The organism is Glutamicibacter sp. AOP38-B1-38 (assembly GCF_052377485.1).
In the GTDB taxonomy this organism is placed as follows: domain Bacteria; phylum Actinomycetota; class Actinomycetes; order Actinomycetales; family Micrococcaceae; genus Glutamicibacter.
Window position 1 is genome coordinate 24,884 of sequence record NZ_JBQSWU010000029.1, and the last position, 25,224, is coordinate 50,107.

Here is a 25,224-nt window from a genome sequence, read left to right on the forward strand (position 1 = left end):
GAAAAGTTGAGCGAATACAAGGGTGCAATTGTCACCGGTTCTTCCCGCGGCATCGGCGCTGTCACCGCACAGATCCTCGCCGAACAGGGTGTCGGCGTGGTGATCAACTACCGCGCTAAGGCGCCACGAGCCAACAAGATCGTGAGCACCATCGAGGAAAAGGGCGGCAAGGCTGTCGCCGTCGGCTCGGACCTGACCACCGTCGAGGGCCCGCAGGCCTTGGTCGACGCAGCGGTCGAAAACTTCGGTTCCCTCGACGTGCTGGTGCTGAACGCCTCCGGCGGCATGGAAACCTCCATGGGGGAGAACTACGCGCTGCGCTTGAACCGTGACGCGCAGGTCGCAATGCTCGAGGCGGCCCTGCCAAAGCTGAGCGAGGGCGGCCGCGTGGTCTTCGTGACCAGCCACCAGGCGCACTTCATCAAGCAGGTCTCCACCATGGATGCCTACGACCAAGTCGCGCAGTCCAAGCGTGCGGGTGAAGACGCCTTGCGCGAGTTCATCCCGAGGCTGGCCGAGAAGAATATCGACTTCGTTGTCGTCTCCGGCGACATGATCGAGGGCACCATCACCGCGACCTTGCTCAACCGCGTAGAACCAGGCGCCATCGAGGCCCGCCGTGAGGCCGCCGGCAAGCTGTACTCCGTCGAGGAGTTCGGCGCCGAGGTTGCCAAGATGGTCTTCGCCGAGGTGGAAACCGGTCACACCGAGTACGTTGGCGGCGCCGAGGACTTCCTGAAGCAGGCAGGCCAGTAACTACCTGCTGATCAGCTGATCAACTCCAAAGCCTGTTGCCCGCCCCCATAGTTGGGGGCGGGCAACAGGCTTTTTAAGCATCCTATCGAGGGGGCATGCCGTCGTGGCTGGCCAGCGAAGAATCCGCTGAGGTTAGCATGTCCACTGATAGGGGGTGGTTGCGGAGACCTTCAGCAGACCATAGCGTTCGAGGATGGGACGGGAGTACTCGGTAGAGTCGCTATGGATCAGCGTTTTGCCCAACTTCAGCGCGGAGCGGGCCCGGGCAGCCGTCAGCGCACGGTAGATCCCTCTTCCGCGCCATTGCTCAAGGGTTCCGCCGCCCCAGATGCCTGCAAATTGCGTTCCGGGAACGGGTTCAAGCCTTCCGGCACTGACGATCTGCCCATTGGCTTCGGCAACCCAGAGTTCCATCCCGTCATCGGTGGCCAGGCGCTGCAACACCGCCTCGGCGTGATGCTCCGACACCGGATCGCCGAAGGCCTCATCCTGCATCGCACACATCGCGCGCACTTCTGTCTCGGTTGAAACTTGGCGCAGCCGAACGCCCGCCGGCAACTCGACGTCCACCGCGAGATCCGCTGCCGGCCCAATCATGATGGACTCGGATTCTTCGGCAACGAATCCATGGGCTAGCAACTCGTCGTGCAGTCCGGGTGCATGATCGTGGCCGCGCGTCTTCCACTCAACCCGGGTGATCTCGGGTGCTGATTCGTAGTGGGCCAATGCCTCGCCAACTAGGCTGGAAGAATTAACCGCACGGGCACGGTCAACGTGTGGGTAGGTGATGAACCCTCGGCCCCTCGCGAAGCTCACCAGGCGTAGTGGACCGAGCCGTGCCAGGTTGAGCGCGCTCGGCGTTTCTGCATCGGTGCGAAGTTGCTCGTCGTATAAACCAAGAAATTCTGCGGCTGATGCTGCGCCCTTGGTTAGTACCTGCCTGGTGGATCAAAAGGGCGCCTCCTGAATAATCAGCAGGCGCCCTGGGACGATGTGCGGTTACGGCTTCTCGCCGCAGACCACCTTGTGCCATGGCTGGTAGGTCCAGCTCTTGACATCCGGTGGCAGGGTCTTGGAACCATCAACGGTGGTGCGGTTGCGCGTGATGTCGATGGTGAAGCCCTTCTGGCCGCCGCTTTCGGAAACGCATTCCTCGGCGGTGTTGTACTTGGTCTCCGGGTTCGTCTGGTTGTACTTGCCCGAGCTCTTCTGCGAGACCTTCCAGTAGTCGGTGCTCCACAGCCGGGTGTGCACCCGGTCCCCGGATACCCAGGCCTGAATCATCACACCATAGGGGGAGTTGTTCTTCCAGATCATGTCGACCGAGCCTTCCCACAGGGTGGCTTCGCGCCCGGCCGGGTAGCGTTCGAACCAGCGCGAGTGCGGCTTGTGGGTGACGTCGTCGTAGCCGGCAAGGAAGCCGACGTTGTACAACTGGGTGGAGATCTGCGACAGGCCTCCGCCAACCGCTTCAGTGGAGAAGCCGTCGACCACCACGCCGGAACCGAAGTAGCCGTTGGCCACGGTGATTGGGCCCAGGGCCTTGAGCAGCGAGAAGTTCTCCCCGGGCTCGATCACGGTTCCGTTGATGCGTGCCGAGCCCGCACGCAGGTTCTTGGTGCGGACCGTGTCATTGGTCGGGTAGGGGGTCGAGAATTCGACGATCTCTTCCTTGATGCCCAGCTTCTTGGCGTCTTCGGTGGTGAAATCGGCTTCCGAAGCGCTCAGCACCACCTTTGCGGTGCGCTCCTTGGTTTCGGTCGCGGCCAGTACCTTGGCGCCCAGGCCCTTGGTCTCGAGCGCGACGCCGGTCACCGATTCCTTGATGGTGGGCTTGCCATTTGCCAGCGTGATGCGCGCGTTCTTGGCCGTGCTGCTCAACTCGGAATTCTTGGTCGCCGCGGCAAAGAGCTTCTTGTCGTCCAGGGTGATGGCCGGGGCGCCGTCCTTCGGCGTGTAGCTGGCCGCGGCGGCGATCGAAGCGGTCGAAATGTCGACTTTCTTCTGATCTGAGGTCAAGGTGACCTTGTCCTTGAGCAAGGACTTCAGCTGGTCGTCATAGAAGGACTGCAAGGCATCGGGGGAAATCTCCGGCTTGGTGACCTCGCTGGGCAGCTCAATCCCGGCGGCGCCGATGCGCCATTCTTCGCTCAGCAAGCTGGCGGCCTCATCTTGCTTCAATACGACGCCATCAACGGGCGCGACGAGCGTTGCCTTGCCCTCGGCGAAGGTGACATCTCCCTCGGCGACCTCGGCGTTTGCCTTCTTGGCCAGCGCCTGAAGTTCGGTGTTGAGCTTGTCGTTGTCTACGTCGATGCTCGCGGTGGCGGTGTATTTGCCGGTTAAGCGATCGAGCAGATCGGCCGGGTTTGCTTCGTATCCGGTCAGGTCCGCGACCGTGTCATCGATGTTGAGCGTCAGCCCCGCCTTGGCCGGATCAATTTTGTAGCTCTGGGCATTTACCAGGACCTCGAAGGGCTCCTCCGCCAAGGGCGCCACGGATTCACTCAGGGCAGCTCGTGCTTCGTCCTGGCTCATCGAACCGATGTTCACCCCGGCGATGCTCGTATTAGCCGGGATCTGGGCGCTCACGAAGGCTGCACCGCCGAAATAGAGCGCCGCGGCAGCCACCACGCACGAACCGGTAATGATCCAGGGCTTGGCCTTGCTCTTGGCCTTGCCCTTGGAACCGTTGCGAGCGGAGGGTGAGGATGAACTGTCCGGGGAGGGAGTCTGCACTTGTCTGTTAGCTCTTTCGAAAAGCGATTGGGGTCGGGCACGGTACGTGAATTATTACTTCCAAGTACAGCAATGCACCAAAAGAAATACTAACGGGTGGAGCAACCGACACGCGGTGTTGTGTGAGCAATCGCCTGAATTGTTATCGAGTTGTTGGATTTCAGGCCGCCAGGTCATTCAATACTAGGTCGGCGATCACATCCAGGCGGCCAAAATCGATGCGCGCGCCCGCTTGCTCACGCAGCGCCGGCTTCGCGTTGAAGGCTACACCCAGTCCTGCGGCGTTGACCATGTCCAAATCGTTGGCACCGTCCCCGGCGGCGATGGTTGCCTCCATGCCGATGCCGTGTTCGGCCGCCCAGGCGCGCAGCATCTTTTCCTTCATGGCGCGATCCACGATCTGGCCATGCACGGTGCCGTCGAGCAGACCCGCGGTGATGCCCAGGGTATTTGCCAGCGCGTGGTCCAGCTTGAGCTCTGCCGCCAAGGGGTCCAGGATCTGTTGGAATCCGCCGGAGACCACGCCGACCAGGTGCCCGGCTGCATGGAAGCGCTGCACCAGTTCGCGTGCGCCGTCGGAGTAGACCACGCGCGCAATGACTTCGCTCAAGACGGTTTCCGGCAGGTCTTTGAGTGTGGCCACACGCTGAACCAGCGATTGGGCGAAGTCCAATTCCCCGCGCATCGCAGCTTCGGTGACCGCGGCGACCTCCTCCTCGCGCCCGGCATGGGCCGCAAGCAATTCGATGACTTCCTGCTTGATCAGGGTTGAATCGACATCCATCAGCAGCAGCATGCGCGGCGCATCGGTCAGCGCGGAATCCACCACGGTCACGCAGGCGTCCGCAGCCGCAAGCGCACCGGTTGCGACGTAGGCGTCAAAGGCCTCTTGCGCCTCGATTCGCAATGCGGTCGAATCAGCATTCTCGATGCGCACCCTTGCCACCATGCGCTCGGCTGAATGCTGCACGCTCAAGGCGGCGTCGGCGGCGAGGGGCAGGGCCTTGCCCACATGGTCGATGAGCGAATCGAAAGTTTCGCGGGGTAGTGCCGGGCGGGAGACGAGGGTCAAAGTTGAAGCCATGAAACTATTTTCGTCTCTGGAGCCAAGTACGACCAAACATGACGGTCGGTTCCTTTCCGCTGGCGGTAGAGCCAATGCACTTGTACACGTTGGTTCAATGAGTTTCGGATGGCCAATCTGCCAGCAGGCCTGATGGGCGCGAGCGATCCGTTGCCGGGATTACCCAGCTCGGCGCGCACCATCTGCTCGGGTGAGTCTGGTTTCTTGTCCTTGACCACCGAGCGAGTGAGGATTTCCGCAGCAGAATTCGGCTCACCGATGCCGAAAGCGAGAAACTGCCCGGTGCCGGGTTAGCTTCTCGCCGCGCACTCAGCGGGAAGCCTGCCGGTGATCCGCGTCCTTGACAAGCGGGGTACGCGCCACGGCTAGACTGCTATTCGGTGCTCGGCCGGTCCACCACCGGCTGTGGAGTCATATTGCACAGCTGCAGCGGTGTTTTCAATTAGTGAATCAGAGAACGAAAGTCTAGGCTTAAAAACCATGAGCGAAGTGCTAACTTTCAACGATGTCAGCGTGGTGCGCGGGGGTAAAGACCTGCTCAAAGACGTGTCCTGGGAAGTCACAGAAGGCCAGCGGTGGATTGTGCTGGGCCCCAATGGCGCCGGCAAGTCAACCCTGATGAACATTGCAGCCACCCGTCTGCATCCCTCCCGCGGCACCGCGGGCATTTTGGGCGAAACCATGGGCAAGGTCGATGTTTTCGAACTGCGGCCGCTGATCGGCTTGAGCTCGGCACTGGTCGCCAACGCCATTCCCGGCAACGAGACCGCGCTGAACGTGGTCCTCACCGCCGCGTACGGGATGACCGGGCGCTGGCGCGAGAAGTACGAACGCCTCGACGAACGCCGGGCCTTCTCGATGCTCCACCAGTGGGGCATGTCCACCTTCATGAACCAGCCATTCGGCAAGCTATCCGAAGGCGAGCGCAAGCGCGTACTCATCGCCCGTGCGCTGATGACCGACCCGGAACTGCTGATTCTCGATGAACCAGCCGCAGGCCTGGATCTCGCCGGGCGCGAAGAACTGGTGACCAAGCTCACCGAGCTGGCCGCCGATGAAGACTCCCCGGCCTTGGTGCTGGTGACCCACCACCTCGAGGAAATACCGCCTGGCTTCACCCACATCTTGATGCTCAAGGACGGCGAAGTGGTTGCCTCGGGCGATATCGCCTCCACCCTGACCGAGGAAAACCTCAAGGCAACCTACGGGATGGAGCTGAGCATGCGCGAAGACGCCGGCCGCTACTCCGCCGTCGCGCGCCGCCAAGGCTAAGGACGCGCTGAACTGTGATCGAATTTTGGCGTGAAGCGTTAATCCTGCTCGGCGGACTGTGGGCGGGAACCATCAACACGGTGGTGGGGTCGGGCACGCTGGTGACCTTCCCCATCCTGGTCGCATTGGGAATCACCCCGGTCAACGCGGTCGTCTCCAACGCCATGGGCCTGATCGCCGGCGGCTTCTCCGGCGCCTGGGGCTACCGCCGCGAAGCGGCCAGCGTGAAGAAGACCCTGCTGAAACTGGTGCCGGTCTCCCTGATCGGCGGACTGATCGGTTCGCTGCTGCTGCTGAACCTGCCCGAATCGGTGTTCGGTGTGGTCGCCCCGGTGCTGCTGCTCTGCGCCTTGGTGCTGGTCATCTACCAGCCGAAGCTCGCCGCCTGGGCCAAAACCCGGCAAGCGCAGCGCGGCGGAAGCGACCCGGACGACGCGGACCGCGCGAAGATCCCGCTGATCCTCTACGTGCTGGTCTTTGTCATCGGCGTCTACGGCGGATACTTCACCGCCGCCCAGGGCGTGCTGCTCATGGCGGTCTTCGGCGTCTTCCTGCAGGCTTCCCTGCAGCAGTCCAACGCCATCAAGGTGATCCTTTCGCTGCTCGTGAACCTGGTCGCCGCCGGGATTTACCTGCTGATCGCACCGGAACGCATCCACTGGCTGATCGTCCTGCTGATCGCCGTCGGCTCGCTGATCGGCGGGTTCATCGGCGCGAAGGTGGGACGCAAGCTCTCCCCGGGATGGCTGCGCCTGGTCATCGTCATCCTCGGCGTCGTCGCCTTGGCGAATATGCTCTACAAGCTGGTAGCCGGTGCCTGAGATCACCAACCCCGAACGCATCCTGCGGGTCGAAGATCTGCATGATGATGCGCGTTTGGACGAATACCTGCGCCTCTCCGAAGCCCACCTGCGCATGCGCACCGACGTGGAAAACGGCCTGTACATCGCCGAAAGCACCACGGTGGTCACCCGCGCCATCAACGCCGGCCACGTGCCGCGCAGCTTCCTGCTGGCCGAAAAGCACCTGGACCAGCTGGCCGAAGAGTTCGAACGCTTCCCCGAGGTGCCGATCTTCATCGGCAACGACCGGCAGCTGCAGGACCTGGTCGGCTTCCACCTGCACCGCGGCGCGATGGCTTCGATGAACCGTCCGGCACCGCTGGACCTGGGCCAGGTGCTCACCGCCAGCTCGCGGATCGCGATCCTCGAAGACATCGCCGACCACACCAATCTCGGCGCGATCCTGCGCTCGGCCTCCGGACTGGGCGTCGACGCGGTGCTGATCACCCCGAAGTGCGTAGACCCCTGGTATCGGCGCAGCGCGCGCGTGTCCATGGGCACCGTCTTCGACCTGCCCTGGGTGCGGCTGAACTCCTGGCCAGAGGATATCGCGATCCTCAAGGACCATGGCTACACGATGCTGGCCATGGAACTGACCGAGGACGCGGTGGCGCTCAACGAGGTCGAGATGACCGAAGGAAAGAAATTTGCGATGATCCTGGGCAACGAAGGCAGGGGAGTGGCAGAGCAGACCCTGGCCTTGGTTGACCAGGCGGTGATGATCCCGATGCGCCGCGAAGTCTCCTCGCTGAACGTCGGCGCGGCCAGCGCCATTGCCTTCTGGCACCTGTGCTCCGCGCCACGCAATTGAGTTTCGCAGAACTTGGTTTTGTGGGATAGGATGGAATGTCTGTGTATCGACCCTGGTCGAGGTCGCAGGCTAATTTTCCGAGCAAGTAGCTGCTGGCAAAATCCAGTGGCCATAAACCAAAAGGTGTATAGCTATGAAGGCTGATATTCATCCACAGTACGGTCCAGTTGTCTTCAACGACCTGGCTTCCGGCGAGCAGTTCCTGACCCGTTCGACCCGTTCGTCGGACAAGACCATCGAGTGGGCAGATGGCAACACCTACCCAGTGATCGACGTCGAAATTTCGGCTGCATCGCACCCGTTCTACACCGGTAAGCAGCGCATCATGGACACCGCTGGCCGTGTCGAGCGCTTCAACGCCCGCTTCAAGGGCTTCGGCGGCAAGAAGTAATTCTTCGCCCCTCGCAAGCTTAAAACGGCGCGATTCCAGTTTGACTGGAATCGCGCCGTTTGCTTTTTAACCGGCAGCACACCGCCGGTCGATTGGCCTGCGCAGCCGAGGTGTCACAGATCCGGCGCGGGCGGTGTCTTCATGTCATAGGACCCAGAACCGACCCGCAGGAGGAGTCATGACCAGCAGGATCCCGGCCACAGAAATCACCGGTCTCTACGGTGCACTCATCAAGAAATTCAGCGCGAAGATGTTCGGCAAAGTCCCGGAATCCCTGGGCGTGATGTGGCACAACAAGCCCGTGCTCAAGGCATCCATGGGCATCGGGCAGAAGGTGCAGAAGTGGGACAGCTGCGATGAGTCGCTGAAGTCTTACGCCCATATGGCCGTGGCCTCTTTCATCGGCTGCACGTGGTGCCTGGACTACAACTACTTCATGGCGCACAACCACGGCCTGGACCTGGACAAGGCCCGGCAGATCCCGTGCTGGCGCGAGTCCGAGGTCTTCACTCCGACGGAGCGCGACGTCCTGGAGTATGCAGAGGCCATGAGCGCCACGCCCGTCTCGGTGACCGACGAACTCTCGGCACGGCTGCTCGAGCAATTGGGCGCGCCGGCGCTAGTCGAACTGACCAGCGTCATCGGCTTCGCCAACCTCACCACCCGCAGCAACGTCGCCCTCGGCATCGAATCCGAGGGATTCGCCGATTCCTGCGGGCTGAAACCGCTCGCGGAGCGCGGCGGCCGCGGAGTAGCATAGGCGGCATGAGCAACCTCGGCGCCGCTGACCTGCAGGATCCGTTCCTCGTGCACCGCGGCCTGCTCTTCACCGTCGCCTACGAGATGCTCGGCTCCGCGGCGGATGCCGAGGACGTGGTGCAGGAAGCCTGGCTCCGTTGGGCCGAATTGGACCCCGGCGTCCGCACGGCCGTCCGCGACCCGCGGGCCTACCTCGTGCGCACCGTCAGCCGCCAGGCGCTCAACCGCCTGCGCACGCTGTCCAGGCGGCGGGAGGACTACGTCGGGCAATGGCTGCCCGAGCCCCTGCTCACCGTGCCGGATGTCGCCGAGGACGTGGAGCTGGCCGAAAGCGTCTCGATCGCCATGCTCACCATCCTCGAATCGCTCGCCCCCGTGGAGCGTGCGGTATTCGTGCTGCGCGAAGTCTTCGACGTGCCTTACGCGGAAATTGCCGAGTCCGTGGGCAAGTCGGCGGCCGCCGTGCGCCAGATCGCCAGCCGCGCACGCTCTCATGTGGCCGCCCGGCGCCCCCCGCATGCGCGTGGATCGCGGCGAGCAGCGGGAAGTCGTGGAAAGCTTCCTGGCGGCGGTCACCACCGGGGATGTGCAGGGCCTGATGGACGTGCTGGCCCCCGAGGTCATACTCATCGCCGACGGCGGCGGCGTCGCCCAGGCCGTTCGGGTGCCGGTGTACGGTGCCAAGAAGGTGGCCAATCTGCTGCGGCTCTTCCCGGAGGCCGCGCAAAACCCGAAGATCGCGCTTCTCTGGCTCAACGGGGGCCTGGGCATCCGCATCGACGATGAAGCAGGCGGTCCCTCACTCATAAGCCTGGTGGAGGAAGGCAGGGTCGCACGGATCTTCGCCATGCGGAATCCGGAGAAGCTCGGCCGCGTGGAGGCGGAAACCAGGCTGGAGCGCTAGCCGGTCAATAGCCGCAGTGCGTAACCGCCGGCAAGGAGCAATTAGTCACCCCTCGCGCCCTTTGCGCTTTAACTCCCCGCCAACCTGAGACGATAGAATCGTCCCATGAAGCATCATGGCGAATACAAGGTAGTCGGCGGCAAGCTGGTCGTCGTAGATCTCGAAAGCGTCAACGGGGTGATCGCCAATGCTTCGGTGAATGGCGACTTCTTCCTGGAACCGGACGAAGCCCTCGAAGACCTCAATACGGCTCTCGACGGGCTGCCCACCGAAGCCAGCCACGGCACCATCCGCGACGCGATCAACGCGAATCTGCGCGAAGGCGCGGTGCTGTTCGGCTTCGACGCCGATGCGGTGGCCCGTGCGGTACGCCGGAGCCTGGGCCACGCGACCAAATGGGACGACCACCAGTGGGAAATCCTCGGCCCGCAGATCATCCCAGTTGCCGAACAGGTAGCACTGGATGAGGTGCTCACCCGGCAAATCGCCGCCGGGGAACGCAAACCCACCATCCGTTTCTGGGATTGGGATGAATCCGCGGTGGTTATCGGTTCCTTCCAGTCTTTGCGCAACGAGGTGGACATGGAACAGGCCAAGCACCACGGCATTAAGGTGGTTCGCCGTATTTCCGGCGGCGGCGCGATGTTCATGGAGGCGGGCAACTGCATCACCTATTCGCTGTACGCCCCGGATTCGCTGGTGGACGGCATGAGCTTCGCAGACTCCTACCCATTCCTCGATGACTGGGTGATGCAGGCCCTGGAATCAGTGGGCATCAAGGCGCACTACAAGCCGCTGAACGACATCGCCACGCCCAGCGGGAAGATCGGCGGCGCGGCGCAAAAACGCCTGGCCAACGGGGCGCTGCTGCACCATGTGACCATGAGCTATGACATCGATGCGCAGAAGATGGTCCAGGTGCTGCGCATCGGCCGTGAAAAGATCTCCGACAAGGGCATCACCTCGGCGGTCAAGCGCGTGGATCCGCTCAAGTCGCAGACCAGCCAGAACCGCTCGCAGCTGATTTCGACGATGATGGACACCTTCGCCAAGCGCACCGGCGCCACCCGGGCGCAGCTCGATGAGCAGACGCGAAAAGCCGCCCAGGACCTGGCCGAATCGAAATTCGACACCGAGGGCTGGACGGCTCGCGTTCCCTAGTATCTTCCAACATAACCAATGGCTAGTGACCGCAAGGTCAGGTTGTTTGTGCACTCCGAGAATGGTGGCCGCGCTCGGACGAACTATAACGTCGGTATTGTCGCGTAGCATCCGAATTATGTTAAAGCGATTTTTATACCTCGATGAAACTGCGTTGGATCAGTACTTAAGCGCATATGAGGGTGGCCGCACTGTAGAACATGTTGTCCGCCAAAAAGATGGCAAAGCTACGCAAGGCAGAGCGGGAATCAAGCAATTAGGTGTAGAACACGAAAGGAATTCTGGTAACGAAGTTTCACTGACGCTTTCGGACACTGCAGAATCGAAATTTGAACGACTTGTCCAAATTGTGGAGGATCAAAATGATGTTTCTACTTGGCTGGAAGTTATGGATCCAACGTCAGACTTTACACAGGTAGCAGTTGGAGCAATGGTTTCCTGGGAATGCGATGTTTACATTCCAGAGATAAGCAATGTGCTCTCGTCGGGAGGCGAATTGGCAGCTGCAATTTCAACAATAGAAGCGATTCGACCATTGGCTGAAAGTTTCAATTTTGACTTTGGAGGTATTCCGGGACAGAAAGAACTATCCGGCGTTCAAAGTATCGTCAACTCAATGGGGTCAAATCTTATAATTGTCGGCGACGATTCTGAAACCGACTGGAAAGTCTCTGGAAAAATCAAGAGCGATTGTATACATGCGGATGTAGATGATTTTGATGATCGGGCGATCATAGTCGGAAAGATTTCGAAGATTCTCGGAGAAGGCCAGTTTAAGCCGTATGTATCATTCCCTGGAATGAATCTTGTTTCGCGCGAAAAGCGACGCGCGATGGAACGTACCAAACCGCAAGAAGGCCAGGAAAGCCAATATTTATCTGGTCCTGCGGCTACATTGGATATCCTAGCTATCTATCGATAAGTGCCCGAGTGATTCATCTTAAATCGATGTTTAAGCGCACCGGCGCCACCCGGGCGCAGCTCGATGAGCAGACGCGAAAAGCCGCCCAGGACCTGGCCGAATCGAAATTCGACACCAAGGCCTGGACGGCTCGCGTTCCCTAGCGCCGGGGCAGCCTAGCGGCTGATCCGGCTGAAGGACTGCGCCTGCAGGCTGCGCTGGAGCTCCGCACGTTCTTCGACCAGGATGCGCTGCAGGGCCGCCGGCGCGGTCTGATTGGCCTCTAGCCAGGCGTCGGCCGCAAGCAGCGTCGGGTTCTGCGCCGGGTCTCCGGTCAGATCCTGGATGCCCGGATAGAGCCCCTCGATCACGCGCGTGGCGAATTCCATGCTCATCGTTTCGAAGACCGGCAGGATGGCTGCCCAGTAGCGCCGTTGGCAGTCGGCCAGGAGGCTGGGAGATCCCATGGCGAACCCCTGGGCGATCGCCGAGAGCGCGTCATTGGACAGCGGGCCGTTGTCATCGTGGCCCATCAGCACCGTGTCGAAGGCGGCTTCCTTGACCGCGGCATCCGGGCGGGCGGCCAGCGCGGTGCGCACGGAATTCTGCGCGACGCTGGTCGGGTTGGCCTTCGCCGCCTCATGCATCCGCGCCTGAGCGGCGGAGTCCATCCGGCCGGAGGCCGCGAGGGCAATATAGCTGGCCCAGCGCAGCTGCTCATCGACGGTGACCCGGTAGGGATTCGGTTCCTCGGCGAGGAATGCGTCGATGATCTCCGGCGCCACTCCGGAGCGCGCCAGACGGGCGAGCATGCGCGCGGTGGTGGTTTGCTGGTCGCTGCCGGAGGCGAAATCGGCGAGCCAGCCGGTGAGCACCTGAGCCGCCTGCTCGCGCAGTGCCGCGCGAAGTTCCGGGGCGACATATTTGGCGATCGAGGTGGCCAGCTGGTCCAGCAGCACCGAGAACACTCCGGAGTCTTCGATGGTGTTCGCGTGCTCCAGAATAGCCGCCACATAGCTTTGCCCATCGAGTTTCCCCTGGCGGACCGCGTCCCAGAGCGAGGCCCAGCAGGTGGCGCGCGGCAAGGAATCGCGCAGCGCGCCCAGATGCTCCAGCAGGGTCTGCAGCGAGCGCTCATCGAATTCGATCAGCGCATAGGTTTCATCACCGTCGTTGGGCAGCAGCAGGTCCGGGGCGCGCTGGCCGATCAGGAAATCCAGCTCGACGCTGGCGCCGAGCAGTTCCACGCGCTGGGATTCGGTGCGCTCCAGGATGCCGGCGCGCAGCGTGTAGGCGGCCACGCTCAGCACGTGGGGGCGGATGATCTGCTCGCCGCTGATCGGATCGATCCCGCGCTGCTCCAATTGCGCCGCGGTGATCAGGCCCGATTCGTTCACCGTATAGTGCACCGCGAGCTTCGGCACCCCGCTGGTCTTCAGCCAGGCATCGGCCCAACCGCGCATATCGCGCCCGCTGGCCTTTTCCAGGGCCTGCAGGAAGTCTTCCAGCGAGGTATTGGCGTACGCGTGCTGCCGGAAGTAGGCGCGCGCCGCATCGCGGAAGGCCTCGGCTCCGACGAAGGCGGCCAGCTGCTTGAGCACCGAGGCGCCCTTGGCGTAGGTGATGCCGTCGAAGTTCTGGTCCGCGGCCAGCAGATCCGGAATATCCGCCACGATCGGGTGGGTGGTCGGCATCTGGTCCGCCACATAGGCCCAGGCCTTGCGGCGGGCGGCGAAGGTGGTCCAGGCGGTGGTGAAGTCGGTGGCCTCGTCATTGGCCAGGGTGCCGATGTAGTCCGCGAAGGATTCCTTCAGCCACAGATCATCCCACCACTTCATGGTGACCAGGTCGCCGAACCACATGTGCGCCATCTCATGCATCAGGGTGTTGGCGCGCTGCTCATGCTGGGCCTCGGTGGCCTGCGAGGTGAAGACATAGCGTTCGGTGAAGGTCACCAGTCCGGGGTTTTCCATGGCGCCCAGATTGTATTCGGGGACGAAGGCCGAATCGTATTTGCCCCAGGGGTAGGGGAAGTCGAATAGTTCGTGGAAGTACTCCAGGCCCTGGCTGGTCAGCTTCAGGATCTCTTCGCCGTCGAAGTGCTCGGCCAGCGAGGCGCGGCAGGTGGCCGCCATCTCGATGCTCAGCTCTTCGCCGTCGGCCAGTTTCTGCAGGTGCGTTCCGCGCACCACATGGTAGGGGCCGGCGAGCACCGCGGTGATGTAGCTGGAGATCGGAGCGGTCGGCGCGCAGGATACGGTTTTGCTGCCGTCGCCATTGCTGACCTCGTCGAGGACCTGCTGGTTGCTGGCCAGATGCCAGCCTTCCGGGCCGGTGAGGGTGAAGCGGTAGCTGGTCTTCAGATCCGGCTGTTCGAAGCAGGCGAAGACGCGGCGCGCCTCGGAGGGCTCGAACTGCGTGTAGAGATAGGTCTGCCCGTCTTGCGGATCCACGAAGCGGTGCAGGCCCTCGCCGGAGCGGGAATAGCTCGAGCGTCCGGTGATCCGCACGGTGTTCGGAGCGTCGGTGCGCAATCCGCGCAGATAGATGCGCGCGTCGAGCACCGCATCGGCCACCGGGATTTCGGACCCGTTGAGCACAATGCTCTGGATCGACTCGTGTATGTAGTCGATGAAGGTTTCGGGGGAGGCCGCCGAGAAATTCAGCGTCGTCACCGCGGCGAAGGAGGTCTCCGCCGCGTCGGTGGCGTTGCGCAGATCAAGCTCGACTTCTGCGAAGTGCCAGCCGATGTTGGCGGCGCGCCAAGCTGCCTCGTCGCGTCGCAGGTTCTCATTGGGTGCATAGCGTTCTAATGTGTCCACCCTTACAGCTTAGCTGTGAAATAAATGTTTGATAATGCCCCGAGGGGTGGCAGTTATTCTGCCGCGGCGTGCATTCGGGCTAGCAGTTGGCGGATTCCCTGGAAATGCTCGGCCAGCAGCAGGCGTGCCTGCTCGATGTCCTTGGCGCGAACCGCCTCGAGAATCGCGCGGTGGGCCGCCGCGGTCTCCAGCAGCGTCGGCTTGTCCGGCTCGGCCTGGCCGATCACGTCGTGGATCGAATGGTAGACCTCCCAGAACACGCCGAGCAGATTGCTGAGCAGGGTGTTGTTCAGCGGCTCGAAGAGGATCCGATGGAAGTCGCGGTCCGCGTCGGTGAACATGTCGCCTTCAACCGCCGAATGCTCCATGCGCACCACGGCGGCTTCCAGCGCAAGCAGATGCTCCTCGGTCACCGCGCCGATGGCCTGGCCGATCAATCCGGTCTCCAGGGCCTGGCGCACATCCACCAGCTCGCCGGCCTCGTGGCCGCGGTGGCGCAGCGACATCTGTCCGCGGAAGGAGAGCGAATCGTGCAGCGCGCTGAGCGTATTCTCGGCGACGAACATGCCGAATCCGTGCCGGGTGTCGATGATGCCCAGCGCTTGGAGCACCTTCACCGCTTCGCGCAGCGAATTGCGCCCCACGCCCAGTTCGGCCATCAAGTCCTGTTCGGTAGGCAACGGGTCTCCGGGAAGCAAGTTCCGTTCCAGGATCAACGCGGTGATATCGGAGGTCAGCGCCCGCAGGCGTGACTTTGCATCGGTGCGGCGTGGCCCATTAATCGTCATGAACTTCTCCAATTTTCCAATTCGCGGCTGTGAGCTAGTTGACCACCGCTAGTGATTACCATTACAGTCTAGGCTATAGATCGGACATCCTACGTCCGATGAACTGACATTATTTCCTTGGAGGTGGCATCGATGGCACTTAATGAAGTGGCAAACAAGCCCTATGCTCGTCGAGACTTTTTGAAGATTACCGGCATGGTCGGCGCGGCCGCGGCATTCTCCGCCAGCCTTGCCGCGTGCTCATCGGGCAGCAGCACCGAAGGGTCCGCCGGATCCGGGTCAGCTGCCACCGCAGGCCTGCTCACCGCCGGCATTTCCTACGCTCTGTCCACCGGCTTTGACCCGATGACCTCCTCGGGGGCCACGCCCTACGCGGCGAACATGCACATTTTCGAGGGCCTGGTCGACCTGCACCCGGCCACCCGCGAACCGTATCTGGCGCTGGCCGCCGCGCAGCCGGTCCAGGTTGACGACACCACCTGGGAAGTCGCCCTGCGCCAGGACGCAACCTTCCACGATGACAAGCCGGTTACCGTCGAGGATGTGGTGTACTCCTTCGAACGCGTGCTGGATGCCAAGAACGCCTCGCTGTTCGCGCAGTTCATCCCGTTCATCAAGTCGGTCAAGGCCAAGGATGAGAACACCGTTTCCTTCACCCTGAACTACGCCTTCCCGCTGTTCCCCACCCGGATCTCGGTGGTCAAGGTTGTCCCGAAGGCCATCGCCTCCAAGGACCAGCTGGCCTTCGACGCCACCCCGATCGGCTCCGGCCCCTACAAGTTCGTCTCCGCCACCAAGGACGACAAGATCGAATTCGCCAAGCACACCGGCTACAACGGCAGCCAGACGGCCACGGCCGAAAAGATGACCTGGTTCCTGCTCTCCGATGCGGCCGCTCGCGTGACCGCCATGGAATCGGGCCGCGTCCAGGCCATCGAAGACGTGCCCTACCTGGATATGGAACGGCTCAAGGCGAAGGTCACCGTGGAATCGGTGCAGTCCTTCGGGCTGCTCTTCTTGATGTTCAACTGCGCCGAGAAACCATTCGACGATGCCAAGGTCCGCCAGGCGCTGCACTACGGGCTGGACACCGAATCCATCATCCAGACCGCATTGCTGGGCAACGCCAAGGCCGCGACCTCCTATGTGCAGGACACCCACCCGGAGTACCTCAAGGCCGACACCGTCTACAACTACGATCCGGCCAAGGCCGAAGCGCTGCTGAAGGAAGCCGGAGTGGGCAACCTGAGTTTCGAGCTGAAGACCACCGACACCTCCTGGGTGAAGGACATCGCCCCGCTGATCCTCGAATCCTGGAATAAGATCCCGGGCGTCTCGGTGACCATGCAGAACCTGCAGTCCGGTGCCCTGTACGCCGACAATGTGGACTCCGGAAAGTTTACCGTGGTCGCCGCCCCCGGCGACCCATCGGTCTTCGGCAACGACCTGGACCTGCTGCTGTCCTGGTTCTACCGCGGAGATGTCTGGCCTAAATCCCGCTTCCGCTGGAACGGAACCCAGGAGTACAAGGACCTGCAGAAGCTGCTGGACCAGGCGGTCAAGGCCGAAGATGCGGCCAAGGCCAAGGAAGCGTGGGGCCAGGCCATCAACCTGATCGCCGCCGAAGTGCCGCTCTACCCGGTGCTGCACCGCCAGCTGCCCACCGCCTGGAACCCCGATGCGGTCGAGGGCTTCGCGCCGCTGCCGACCACCGGAGTGTCCTTCGTCGGAGTAGCGCCCAAGGCCTAACCGCACCGCCCGGCCGGGTGCCGCCTTCGCGGCGGCACCCGGCCGAAGAAGAGCCACATCCACTTCCCAACCCAACGGAGTCCTTGCGTGGGAAATTTCCTCAACCTGCTGCTACGCCGCCTCGCGGCGCTGCCCGTGATGATCCTGGGCATCTCGCTGCTGGTCTTCATCATCCTCAAACTCGCCCCCGGCGACGAGGCAACCAGTGCCCTGGGCGAAGGTGCCTCGGCGGCCGCCAAGGAAGCCTACCGGGAAGAACGCGGGCTCAATGACCCGATCTTCATCCAGTACTTCGCCTTCCTCGCCCGGCTGATCCGGCTGGACTTCGGCAGCACCACCCCTCCGGCCCAGTCGGTGAGCACCATGATCCAAGGCGCCTTCCCGCTGACCTTGCAGCTGACCTTCCTCGGGGTGGTCATCGCCGTGGTGATCTCCCTGGTCTTCGGCGTGCTCGGCGCGCTCTACCGCGACAAGTGGCCGGACCAGCTGGTGCGCATCTTCTCCATCGCCGCGATCGCCACCCCCTCCTTCTGGCTGGGCATCCTGCTCATCCAGTGGTTCGCCCTGGGCGCGAATCCGCTCTTCCCTTCCGGCGGCGCCGCCCCGGCAGGCGGAGGATTCGGCACCTGGCTGAGCCATATGGCCCTGCCCGCCCTGGCCCTGGCCATTCCGGTCTCCGCCTCGCTGACCCGCGTGGTGCGCACCTCCATGGTCGAGGAGCTGGACCGCGACTACGTGCGCACCGCCATCGGCAACGGCGTGCCCCGCAATGAGGTGGTCAGCCGCAATGTTCTGCGCAACGCACTGGTCACCCCGGTGACCGTGCTGGGCCTGCGCATCGGCTACCTGCTCGGCGGCGCGGTGGTCATCGAGATGATCTTCTCGCTGCCCGGCATGGGACAGCTGATCATGAACGGCATCACCAATCAGGACACGAACCTGGTTCAGGGCGTGGTGCTGACCATCGCGATGACCTTCGTGCTCGTGAACATCGCCGTCGACTTGTTGTACCTGCTGATCAACCCACGTATTAGGACGGTGTAGCGATGACCATCATGGCCCCACGCAACAATCTGGTGCAACGCCTCAGTGAAGGCGGCAGCCGCTTCCGCGCGCTGACCCTGGGCTCCAAGATCTCCTTGGCCTTCCTGGTCTTCGTGGGCCTGCTCGCGCTGCTGGCCCCGGTGCTCTCCCCGCACGATCCACTGTCCACCGGCACCCCGGCCCAAGCTCCGGGGGCCGAGCATCTTTTCGGCACCGACCGCCTCGGGCGCGATATCCTCTCCCGGCTGCTGCACGGTGCGCAGGCCTCGCTGCTGGTGGGCCTTGGCTCGGTGGCGCTGGCGCTGGTGCTCGGCGGACTGCTCGGCGCCCTCGCCGCCACCAGCAGCAAGTGGGCCAACGAGACGATCATGCGCATTATGGACATGCTGATGGCCTTCCCGGGCATCGCCCTGGCCGCCGCGCTGCTGGCCTCGCTGGGCAACTCGCTGCCGGTGATCATCCTGTCGATCGCGATCATCTACACCCCGCAGATCGCCCGCGTGGTCCGCGCCAATGTGCTGGCCCAATGGGGCGAAGACTATGTGCGCGCCGAACGCGTGATCGGCGCCGGACGCTTCTTCATCCTCGGCACCCATGTGCTGCGCAACTGCGCCGCCCCGGTGATGGTCTTCGCCACCGTGATGGTCGCCGACGCGATCATTCTCGAAGCCTCGCTCTCCTTCCTCGGTGCGGGCATCCAGGACCCGGCCCCGAGCTGGGGCAATGTGATCTCCTATGGACGCACCCTGGTGCTCAACGGCGCCTGGTGGGCCACCACCTTCGCCGGCTTGACCATCCTGCTCACCGTGCTGGCGCTGAATATCCTCGCCGAGGGCATGACCGACGCGCTGGTCAACGTGAAGGGCGCGGGCAAGCCGCGCGCGAAGAGCGCAGAGCGCTCGGCCGTGGCCAAGGCTGCCACCGACGAGCACGCCCACGAACGGCTTCGCCGCGAACTGGACCTGCTGGCGCGCACCGAATCCCAGCGCACAGACCGGCTCGTCTTGGATGAGGCGGATCCGCGCACCATCCTGGAGGTCAAGAACCTCTCGATCCGCTTCCCGGACCGCTACGGGGATACGCAGATCGTGCAGGACGTGTCCTTCACCGTGCGCGAAGGGGAAACCATGGCGCTGGTCGGCGAGTCCGGCTGCGGCAAGTCGATCACCTCGCTGGCGATCATGGGCCTGCTCGGCCCCGGCGCGCAGCTGTCCGGATCGATCACCTTCGAAGGCAAGGAACTGCTGCCGGCCACCGCCGACGGAGGCACCCTGGCCGGGGACGACAAGGTCTACAAGGGATTGCGCGGAGAATCGATCGCGATGGTCTACCAGGACGCGCTCTCCAGCCTGAACCCCTCGATGCTCATCGGCGAGCAGCTGCGCCAGCTCACCCGCCGCGGCGGGCGCAAGAGCCCCGAAGAACTGCTGGCGCTGGTGAAACTGGATCCGCGGCGCACCATGCGCTCCTACCCGCATGAGCTCTCCGGCGGGCAGCGCCAACGCGTGCTGATCGCCATGGCCCTCTCGCGCCGCCCGAAGCTGGTGGTCTGCGACGAGCCGACCACCGCACTGGACGTCACCGTGCAGAAGCAGGTGGTGGACCTGCTCAACGAGCTGCGCGAGCAGCTGGGCTTCGCGATGGTCTTCGTCAGCCACGACCTGGCGCTGGTGGCCTCGCTGGCCCACCGGGTCACCGTGATGTACGCCGGGCAGGTCATCGAGGCCGGCCCGATCCGCTCGGTGCTGGCCAATCCGCAGCACGAATACACCCGCGGCCTGCTCGGCGCGGTGCTCTCCATCGAATCGCAGGCCGAGCGCCTGCACCAGATTCCGGGCACCGTGCCCAGCCCGTATGACTTCGTGCCCGGAGACCGCTTCGCCGAACGCAGCCAGCGCCCGGACACGGACCCGCACCAAGCCACCAGCTTCGTGCCGGTCACCGGGAATCCCGAGCACCGCTGGGCCAGCCACGAGAACGCAGGAGTCAACCGATGAGCACCGACAACACGGCAGTGATCGAGCTGCGCGGCATCCACGTGCACCACAAGATCCGCGGCGGCAAGCTGTTCTCCCCGCGGCTGATCAAGGCGGTCAACGGGGTGGACTTCTCCGTGGCCCGCGGCGAAACGGTGGGCATCGTCGGCGAATCGGGCTGCGGCAAGTCAACCCTCGCCTCGGTGCTGGTCGGCCTGCAGGAACCCACCAGCGGGCAGGTGCTCTTCGCCGGAAAGCCGGTGGGCAAACGCAACGCCGCCGGGCGCAAGGCCTTCGGCCGGGCCGTCGGAGTGGTCTTCCAAGACCCGGCCACCGCGCTGAACCCGCGCATGAGCATTATGGACACACTCACCGACCCGTTGCGCGTGCACGGCATCGGCAACGCCGCCTCGCGCACCGCCCGCGCACTGGAGCTGCTCTCCGTGGTCGGCCTGCCGGCCTCGGCCGCCACCGCCCTGCCCAGCCAGGTCTCCGGCGGGCAGCGCCAGCGCGTGGCCATCGCCCGGGCACTGGCCCTGGAGCCGGAAGTGATCGTCGCGGACGAGCCCACCAGCGCGCTGGACGTCTCGGTGCGCGCCCAGGTGCTCAACCTGCTCACCGACCTGAAGGCGCAGCTGAACCTCGGCATGGTGTTCATCTCCCACGACATTCAGACCGTGCGCTACGTTTCGGACCGCATCTGCGTGATGAACTCCGGCGAGCTGGTCGAGGAAGGCACCGCCGCACAGGTTTTCGACGCGCCGACCAACGAATACACCCGCACCCTGCTGGGCGCAGCTCCCTCGCTGCTCCAGTTCTAGGCACCCACAATTTCAGGGCCCGAAGAATTGGGCCCCAAGCAGAAGGATCAGTTACGTGGCATTTGTTAATAACCCGAAGTACAGCGGCGTCATCCCACCGGTAGTCACCCCGCGCTCGGCCGACGGCCAGCTCGACATCCCATCCCTGCAGCGCGTGGTCGAGCACCTGATCGCCGGGGGAGTCTCCGGGCTGTTCGTGCTCGGTTCCTCGGGCGAGGTGCCCTACCTGTCCAACGCCGAACGCGAGCAGGTGATGCGCGCCATCGTGGCCGCCAACTCCGGACGCGTGCCGATCCTGGCCGGCGCCAGCGAGCAGACCACCGTGCGCACCATCGAGGAAGGGGCGCGGTTGCTGGCCCTCGGTGCCGACGCGCTGGTGGTCACCACCCCCTTCTACGCGTTGAGCAACGCCGCGGAAATCGAGGCGCACTTCCGCGCGATCAAGTCCGCGCTGAATGTGGACATCTTCGCCTATGACGTGCCGGTGCGCACCCACCACAAGCTGCCGCTGGACGTGGCAATCCGCCTGGCCAACGATGGAGTCATCGTGGGCGTGAAGGATTCCTCGGGAGACGACGTGTCCTTCCGCCAGCTGCTGCTGGCCACCCGCGAGATCGAAGGCTTCTCGGTCTTCACCGGCCACGAGGTCGTCGTGGACGGCGCGCTGCTCGGCGGCGCGCACGGCGTCGTGCCGGGTCTGGGCAACGTGGACCCGGCCGGCTACCGCCGCCTGTTCGACTTGGCAGTGGCCGGCGATTGGGCCGCAGCCGCCGCCGAACAGGACCGCCTTTCCTCCCTGTTCAACATCGTCTACACCCCGGATTCGGCCCGTGTCTCCGGCGGAGCCGCAGGCTTGGGCGCCTTCAAGACCGCGCTGGTCGAGCTCGGCGTGATCGCGGCGAACACCATGAGCGTGCCGATGGAAGCGCTGAACGCGCAGGAGGCCACCGCCATCCGCACCATCCTGAACGAAACCGGACTGCTCACCGCGGCGGCCAGCTAGGCATGAGCGAACACCGCTTCGGCGCCGGCGCGGTGCTCGCCCTGGATGTGGGCGGCACCAAAATCGCCGGCGCCGTGCTGGATTCCCGCCGGCAGATCATCGCCACCGGGCAGGTGCCTACCCCAGCGAGCGCTGGAGCGCTGGCGGTGCTCGACGCGATGGCCGGACTCGTGGGGCAACTGCGCGGAAAGACGCACGAGCAAATTCTGGGCCTCGGCCTGGGCGCGGCGGGAGTCATCGACCCGGCGAACGCGCAGGTCACCTCCGCCACCGATACCATCGCCGGGTGGGCCGGAACGGATTTGCGCACCGAACTGCTGGCCCGCACCGGGCTGCCGGTCCGCGCGGTCAACGACGTGCACGCCCACGGACTGGGTGAGGCCCGCGCCGGTGCCGGACGCGCGGCGAAGCAGGTCTTGCTCTTCGCGGTCGGCACCGGCATCGGCGGAGCACACCTGGTCAACGGCCAATTGCTCTCCGGCGCGCACCATGTCGCAGGGCATATGGGGCACATCGACTCGCCGCTGGCGACCGGGCTGCCCTGCTCCTGCGGCCGCACCGGACATGTCGAAGCCATCGCCTCCGGTCCGGCAATCCACCGGCATTATCTCCGCCTCGGCGGAGATGAAGGAGTCTTGGACACCCGAGAGCTGACGGCTCGCGCCGGACAGGGCGATGAGCTCGCCCGCCGTGCGCTGCATACCGGGGCCCTGGCCGCCGGCATGGCGCTGGCCTCGCTGGGCAATGTGCTGGACCCGGAGCTGATCATCGTCTCCGGTGGGATGGCTGGCGCCGGTGATCTTTGGTGGCAGGCACTGCGTGCCGGATATGCCGCCTCGGCCATTGACCCGCTGGCGCACACCGCAATCGTGCCCGCCCAACTGGGCAACGACGCAGCATTTTACGGGGCGGCCAGCTTATTCTGGCCGGCCAACGAGAGGAATTAGAACCATGTTGCTCAGCGAACCGCAGCTAGAAGCCCTGCGCGGACGATTGATCGTCTCGGCGCAGGCCTATCCGGGCGAACCCATGCGCAACCCGCAGACCATGGCGCAAGTCGCCGCCTCCGCGGTGATCGGTGGGGCGGCCGCCGTCCGCGTGCAGGGAATAGCGGATATCCAATTCACCCGTTCGGCGGTCGAGGTGCCGGTGATCGGCTTGTTCAAGGATGGCCATGAGGGCGTGTTCATCACCCCGACAATCCACCATGCCCTCGCCGTGGCCCAGGCCGGAGCGCACATCGTGGCGCTGGACGGCACGCGCCGGGCTCGTCCCGATGGCAAGTCCCTGAGGCAAACCATCACCGCGGTGCACGAACAAACCGGTGCGCTGGTGATGGCCGACTGCGGTTCGCTCGACGACGCGCTGGCGGCCGCCGCGGACGGAGCCGATCTGATCGGCACCACGCTGGCCGGGTACACCGGAGAACGGGCCAAAACCGAGGGCCCGGACTTGGAGCTCCTCGCCTCCATTGCCGCCGCGGGGCTCGAACGGCCGCTGGTCGCCGAAGGGCGCATCCACACCCCGGCCCAAGCCCGTGCCGCGCTCGATGCCGGAGCATTCTGCGTTGTGGTCGGCACCGCGATCACCCACCCGGCGAGCATCACCGGATGGTTCGACGCGGCGCTGAGCCCATAACAGAACCTGCTTCCGGCCAAACACCTCGCGCAGCCAGAGAATTAGCCCTATCGCCGCGGGGTGGCTCAGGGATTGCTTGGAGCCGTGGGCGCGGGCCGACCCACCACTCGGGCGCACCTTGGCGATGCAGATCTCCTCGATTACCTCCCCTGGAAGGTGTCCAACCTTCGCTTGCAGCCCATCGTGAGTTACTGCGCCATGAGGGAATTGGCCGCAATTATGGCCGGAAGGCCGTTGCCTAGCCGTTCGAGGATGTACCGCTCGTGTGGAACGACTTTGCCAGGCAGCTGTCCAAGGTCGAACCAAGTAAGTGCCGACGCCTTGTGCGGCTCCATGATTTGGGGCGCACCGGTCCAAGCGGTGCATTCAAAGAAGAAATCGATGCGACCACCCGAGGTTTCGTTGCCGCACTGCGGCCGGTGGATAGTGGTTAGCGGCTTGAGTTGCATGGCATCCAGTTCGATCCCGAGTTCCTCCTTTGCCTCACGAACGGCCGCTTGGATGGCCGACTCACCCGCTTCGACGTGACCTGCGGCAGCATTTGACCAGTAATTGTCTAGATAACCGGAGCCCTGCCTGCGCTGCAGGAGAACTCGATGCCTATCGCGAATGACTACGTAGCTCACGGGCGTCAGCGCGTTCCTGTTGTTGATGTGAAATCACTGCCTCTGAGTATTTAATAAGCTGGCCACGAGAACGACCAGCCAAAGCGGATGCGATGGCTAAACTGCGAGATCTCTAGTCAGTAGTGCCTGCGCACGACTTTCAGTTAAATAATCGTCTGTTTTGAAGTCTTCGATTTTTGGTCAAATGCCAAATTACCTGCCCCTTCGTGATTGCCAAGCAGTCGCCGAGCGTACCAATGGTTCAACTAATTGAACAGCTAGTTTGCCAGGCTTGTGAAGAGGTCCAGTGCAAATACGACCGTGAAGAACAGAGCGATCCAGAATGCGACTAAGGCCCAGTTGCTAAAAAACTTGTTCTCTTTCGAATGAGTTCGCTTCCGATCTTGGCGTTCCCAGCAGAAAGTCCCAATAAATACCAGCGTCAAAAATAATGAAATAAGCATTGGCGCTAGCATGGTCTTTCTCATTCCGGTAGGCTAAAAGATGTTGCTGCTGATCATAGTAGGAAGTTTATTCGATACCGATGGGAGATGAAAATGACTAAAAGCCTAGTGGATACGCCCAAATCTCATATCGCGTGCCCTGCTGGAACTCGATGTTTATTCATTCTCGCCCCTGCCTTGTCGATCGCCTTGACGCTGCTGGCCTATTGGGTGGCCAGCCCGTGGATCCCGGACCATGTGGCAATACATGTCGGTCCCGACGGAGTTGGCTACGGATCGGCACTGCGCATGTTCGTGACCTGCTGCATCATCGCCACGGTGGCATTCATCGTTGGAGGAGTCACCGCGAGGGGATTCTTCGTGTCCGGACACTGGTATCAGATTGAGAAATCGATCGTCGTGAGCACGGAATCATTCGCCTATGCGGTGCTTGGCGTTGGGCTTGGTTCAGTCATGAGCACCTTAGGGCAAGAACCCAATGGTTCCAACACCCAAAGTGCTGGTATCGGATTATTGTCGTTCGTGCTCGTTTTCATCGCATCTGCCACCGTTTATGTCTTAGCGCTTCCCAAAGGGCGCTTTGAAGAGCTAGATACCGCATAGTTCGGCACAGTTCTCGCGCACGCTCGAGAGTGCGTAAAGGTCCGTCGACTAGAGACCTGTGCCTGTCGCTTTGGGCAGAACAACTTCAGCG

At 63.2% G+C, this 25,224-nt stretch carries 24 protein-coding genes and 1 pseudogene; 19 read left to right on the forward strand and 6 right to left on the reverse strand.

Features of this window, described 5'->3' with window-relative positions:
• Positions 1-6: 6 nt before the first annotated feature.
• On the forward strand, positions 7-756 hold the full coding sequence (locus tag ACT3TP_RS15455; protein WP_096288766.1) for an SDR family oxidoreductase: 750 nt from the start codon (positions 7-9) through the stop codon (positions 754-756).
• A 132-nt stretch (positions 757-888) separates the two neighbouring features.
• Here the strand turns inward: ACT3TP_RS15455 and ACT3TP_RS15460 are convergent, their stop codons facing one another.
• From ACT3TP_RS15460 to serB, 3 genes are all read right to left on the reverse strand, one after another.
• Positions 889-1,572, reverse strand: coding sequence for a GNAT family N-acetyltransferase (locus tag ACT3TP_RS15460; RefSeq protein WP_444620940.1), 684 nt, complete (start codon positions 1,570-1,572; stop codon positions 889-891).
• A 183-nt stretch (positions 1,573-1,755) separates the two neighbouring features.
• The gene (locus tag ACT3TP_RS15465) at positions 1,756-3,495 is read right to left on the reverse strand and encodes a VanW family protein (RefSeq protein ID WP_444620941.1); all 1,740 of its coding nucleotides are present in this window, start codon (positions 3,493-3,495) and stop codon (positions 1,756-1,758) included.
• A 160-nt stretch (positions 3,496-3,655) separates the two neighbouring features.
• A complete protein-coding gene (gene serB, locus ACT3TP_RS15470; RefSeq protein WP_444620942.1) occupies positions 3,656-4,579 on the reverse strand; it encodes a phosphoserine phosphatase SerB in 924 nt (307 codons plus the stop codon).
• 480 nt (positions 4,580-5,059) lie between these two features.
• Between serB and ACT3TP_RS15475 the strand changes: the two genes are divergently transcribed.
• The 10 genes and pseudogenes from ACT3TP_RS15475 (at position 5,060) to ACT3TP_RS15520 (ending at position 11,784) form a co-directional block, all read left to right on the forward strand.
• Positions 5,060-5,851 carry an ABC transporter ATP-binding protein gene (locus ACT3TP_RS15475; RefSeq protein ID WP_444620943.1) on the forward strand — a complete coding sequence of 264 codons (792 nt, stop codon included), beginning with the start codon at positions 5,060-5,062 and terminating at the stop codon, positions 5,849-5,851.
• A 14-nt stretch (positions 5,852-5,865) separates the two neighbouring features.
• Positions 5,866-6,672 carry a sulfite exporter TauE/SafE family protein gene (locus ACT3TP_RS15480; protein WP_096284302.1) on the forward strand — a complete coding sequence of 269 codons (807 nt, stop codon included), beginning with the start codon at positions 5,866-5,868 and terminating at the stop codon, positions 6,670-6,672.
• Positions 6,665-7,504, forward strand: coding sequence for a TrmH family RNA methyltransferase (locus tag ACT3TP_RS15485; protein ID WP_255248360.1), 840 nt, complete (start codon positions 6,665-6,667; stop codon positions 7,502-7,504). The genes ACT3TP_RS15480 and ACT3TP_RS15485 overlap by 8 nt, the downstream gene beginning before the upstream one ends.
• Before the next feature lie 133 nt (positions 7,505-7,637).
• On the forward strand, positions 7,638-7,895 hold the full coding sequence (locus ACT3TP_RS15490) for a type B 50S ribosomal protein L31 (protein ID WP_096284304.1): 258 nt from the start codon (positions 7,638-7,640) through the stop codon (positions 7,893-7,895).
• 178 nt (positions 7,896-8,073) lie between these two features.
• The gene (locus ACT3TP_RS15495) at positions 8,074-8,655 is read left to right on the forward strand and encodes a carboxymuconolactone decarboxylase family protein (RefSeq protein ID WP_096284306.1); all 582 of its coding nucleotides are present in this window, start codon (positions 8,074-8,076) and stop codon (positions 8,653-8,655) included.
• A gap of 83 nt (positions 8,656-8,738) precedes the next feature.
• Positions 8,739-9,089 (forward strand): annotated as a pseudogene (locus ACT3TP_RS15500) (sigma-70 family RNA polymerase sigma factor); the annotation flags it as partial.
• 82 nt (positions 9,090-9,171) lie between these two features.
• On the forward strand, positions 9,172-9,558 hold the full coding sequence (locus ACT3TP_RS15505) for a hypothetical protein (protein WP_444620954.1): 387 nt from the start codon (positions 9,172-9,174) through the stop codon (positions 9,556-9,558).
• Positions 9,559-9,663: 105 nt separating this feature from the next.
• Complete coding sequence (locus ACT3TP_RS15510) at positions 9,664-10,719, forward strand: lipoate--protein ligase family protein (protein WP_444620944.1); 1,056 nt, start codon at positions 9,664-9,666, stop codon at positions 10,717-10,719.
• Between the two features lie 118 nt (positions 10,720-10,837).
• Positions 10,838-11,641, forward strand: a complete 804-nt coding sequence (locus ACT3TP_RS15515) for a DUF6414 family protein (protein WP_096284310.1) — start codon at positions 10,838-10,840, stop codon at positions 11,639-11,641.
• Positions 11,642-11,649: 8 nt separating this feature from the next.
• A complete protein-coding gene (locus tag ACT3TP_RS15520; protein WP_444620945.1) occupies positions 11,650-11,784 on the forward strand; it encodes a hypothetical protein in 135 nt (44 codons plus the stop codon).
• A gap of 12 nt (positions 11,785-11,796) precedes the next feature.
• Here ACT3TP_RS15520 and pepN read toward each other — a convergent pair whose 3' ends face one another.
• Both pepN and ACT3TP_RS15530 read right to left on the reverse strand, forming a co-directional pair.
• Entirely contained in the window at positions 11,797-14,442 is a 2,646-nt protein-coding gene (pepN, locus tag ACT3TP_RS15525; RefSeq protein WP_444620946.1) for an aminopeptidase N, read from the reverse strand.
• Between the two features lie 53 nt (positions 14,443-14,495).
• Positions 14,496-15,230, reverse strand: coding sequence for a FadR/GntR family transcriptional regulator (locus ACT3TP_RS15530; protein WP_096284314.1), 735 nt, complete (start codon positions 15,228-15,230; stop codon positions 14,496-14,498).
• 132 nt (positions 15,231-15,362) lie between these two features.
• Between ACT3TP_RS15530 and ACT3TP_RS15535 the strand changes: the two genes are divergently transcribed.
• The 7 genes from ACT3TP_RS15535 (at position 15,363) to ACT3TP_RS15565 (ending at position 23,461) form a co-directional block, all read left to right on the forward strand.
• Positions 15,363-16,979, forward strand: coding sequence for an ABC transporter substrate-binding protein (locus ACT3TP_RS15535; RefSeq protein ID WP_444620947.1), 1,617 nt, complete (start codon positions 15,363-15,365; stop codon positions 16,977-16,979).
• A gap of 87 nt (positions 16,980-17,066) precedes the next feature.
• The gene (locus ACT3TP_RS15540) at positions 17,067-18,023 is read left to right on the forward strand and encodes an ABC transporter permease (RefSeq protein ID WP_444620948.1); all 957 of its coding nucleotides are present in this window, start codon (positions 17,067-17,069) and stop codon (positions 18,021-18,023) included.
• A 2-nt stretch (positions 18,024-18,025) separates the two neighbouring features.
• Positions 18,026-20,020 (forward strand): dipeptide/oligopeptide/nickel ABC transporter permease/ATP-binding protein, encoded by a 1,995-nt coding sequence (locus tag ACT3TP_RS15545; RefSeq protein WP_444620949.1) that lies wholly within the window; start codon positions 18,026-18,028, stop codon positions 20,018-20,020.
• Positions 20,017-20,820, forward strand: coding sequence for an ABC transporter ATP-binding protein (locus tag ACT3TP_RS15550; protein WP_444620950.1), 804 nt, complete (start codon positions 20,017-20,019; stop codon positions 20,818-20,820). Before ACT3TP_RS15545 ends, ACT3TP_RS15550 begins: the two co-directional genes overlap by 4 nt.
• 55 nt (positions 20,821-20,875) lie before the next feature.
• Positions 20,876-21,823 (forward strand): dihydrodipicolinate synthase family protein, encoded by a 948-nt coding sequence (locus ACT3TP_RS15555; protein ID WP_444620951.1) that lies wholly within the window; start codon positions 20,876-20,878, stop codon positions 21,821-21,823.
• A 2-nt stretch (positions 21,824-21,825) separates the two neighbouring features.
• Positions 21,826-22,770: an ROK family protein gene (locus ACT3TP_RS15560; protein WP_217990342.1), complete on the forward strand. Its 945-nt coding sequence runs from the start codon at positions 21,826-21,828 to the stop codon at positions 22,768-22,770.
• Between the two features lie 4 nt (positions 22,771-22,774).
• Complete coding sequence (locus tag ACT3TP_RS15565; protein ID WP_096284322.1) at positions 22,775-23,461, forward strand: N-acetylmannosamine-6-phosphate 2-epimerase; 687 nt, start codon at positions 22,775-22,777, stop codon at positions 23,459-23,461.
• Between the two features lie 188 nt (positions 23,462-23,649).
• Here ACT3TP_RS15565 and ACT3TP_RS15570 read toward each other — a convergent pair whose 3' ends face one another.
• The gene (locus tag ACT3TP_RS15570) at positions 23,650-24,087 is read right to left on the reverse strand and encodes an NUDIX hydrolase (RefSeq protein WP_255248361.1); all 438 of its coding nucleotides are present in this window, start codon (positions 24,085-24,087) and stop codon (positions 23,650-23,652) included.
• A 536-nt stretch (positions 24,088-24,623) separates the two neighbouring features.
• On the opposite strand from ACT3TP_RS15570, the gene ACT3TP_RS15575 reads away from it, so the two are divergent.
• A complete protein-coding gene (locus ACT3TP_RS15575; protein ID WP_444620952.1) occupies positions 24,624-25,133 on the forward strand; it encodes a hypothetical protein in 510 nt (169 codons plus the stop codon).
• The last annotated feature ends 91 nt before the right edge of the window (positions 25,134-25,224 follow it).

Coding starts and splice junctions, on each gene's coding strand:
- serB (WP_444620942.1), bottom strand. CDS start 4,579: ATGGCTTCAACTTTGACCCTCGTCTCCCGCCCGGCACTACCCCGCGAA.
- ACT3TP_RS15475 (WP_444620943.1), top strand. CDS start 5,060: ATGAGCGAAGTGCTAACTTTCAACGATGTCAGCGTGGTGCGCGGGGGT.
- ACT3TP_RS15490 (WP_096284304.1), top strand. CDS start 7,638: ATGAAGGCTGATATTCATCCACAGTACGGTCCAGTTGTCTTCAACGAC.
- ACT3TP_RS15495 (WP_096284306.1), top strand. CDS start 8,074: ATGACCAGCAGGATCCCGGCCACAGAAATCACCGGTCTCTACGGTGCA.
- ACT3TP_RS15505 (WP_444620954.1), top strand. CDS start 9,172: ATGCGCGTGGATCGCGGCGAGCAGCGGGAAGTCGTGGAAAGCTTCCTG.
- ACT3TP_RS15510 (WP_444620944.1), top strand. CDS start 9,664: ATGAAGCATCATGGCGAATACAAGGTAGTCGGCGGCAAGCTGGTCGTC.
- ACT3TP_RS15515 (WP_096284310.1), top strand. CDS start 10,838: ATGTTAAAGCGATTTTTATACCTCGATGAAACTGCGTTGGATCAGTAC.
- ACT3TP_RS15530 (WP_096284314.1), bottom strand. CDS start 15,230: ATGACGATTAATGGGCCACGCCGCACCGATGCAAAGTCACGCCTGCGG.
- ACT3TP_RS15535 (WP_444620947.1), top strand. CDS start 15,363: ATGGCACTTAATGAAGTGGCAAACAAGCCCTATGCTCGTCGAGACTTT.
- ACT3TP_RS15545 (WP_444620949.1), top strand. CDS start 18,026: ATGACCATCATGGCCCCACGCAACAATCTGGTGCAACGCCTCAGTGAA.
- ACT3TP_RS15550 (WP_444620950.1), top strand. CDS start 20,017: ATGAGCACCGACAACACGGCAGTGATCGAGCTGCGCGGCATCCACGTG.
- ACT3TP_RS15560 (WP_217990342.1), top strand. CDS start 21,826: ATGAGCGAACACCGCTTCGGCGCCGGCGCGGTGCTCGCCCTGGATGTG.
- ACT3TP_RS15565 (WP_096284322.1), top strand. CDS start 22,775: ATGTTGCTCAGCGAACCGCAGCTAGAAGCCCTGCGCGGACGATTGATC.
- ACT3TP_RS15575 (WP_444620952.1), top strand. CDS start 24,624: ATGACTAAAAGCCTAGTGGATACGCCCAAATCTCATATCGCGTGCCCT.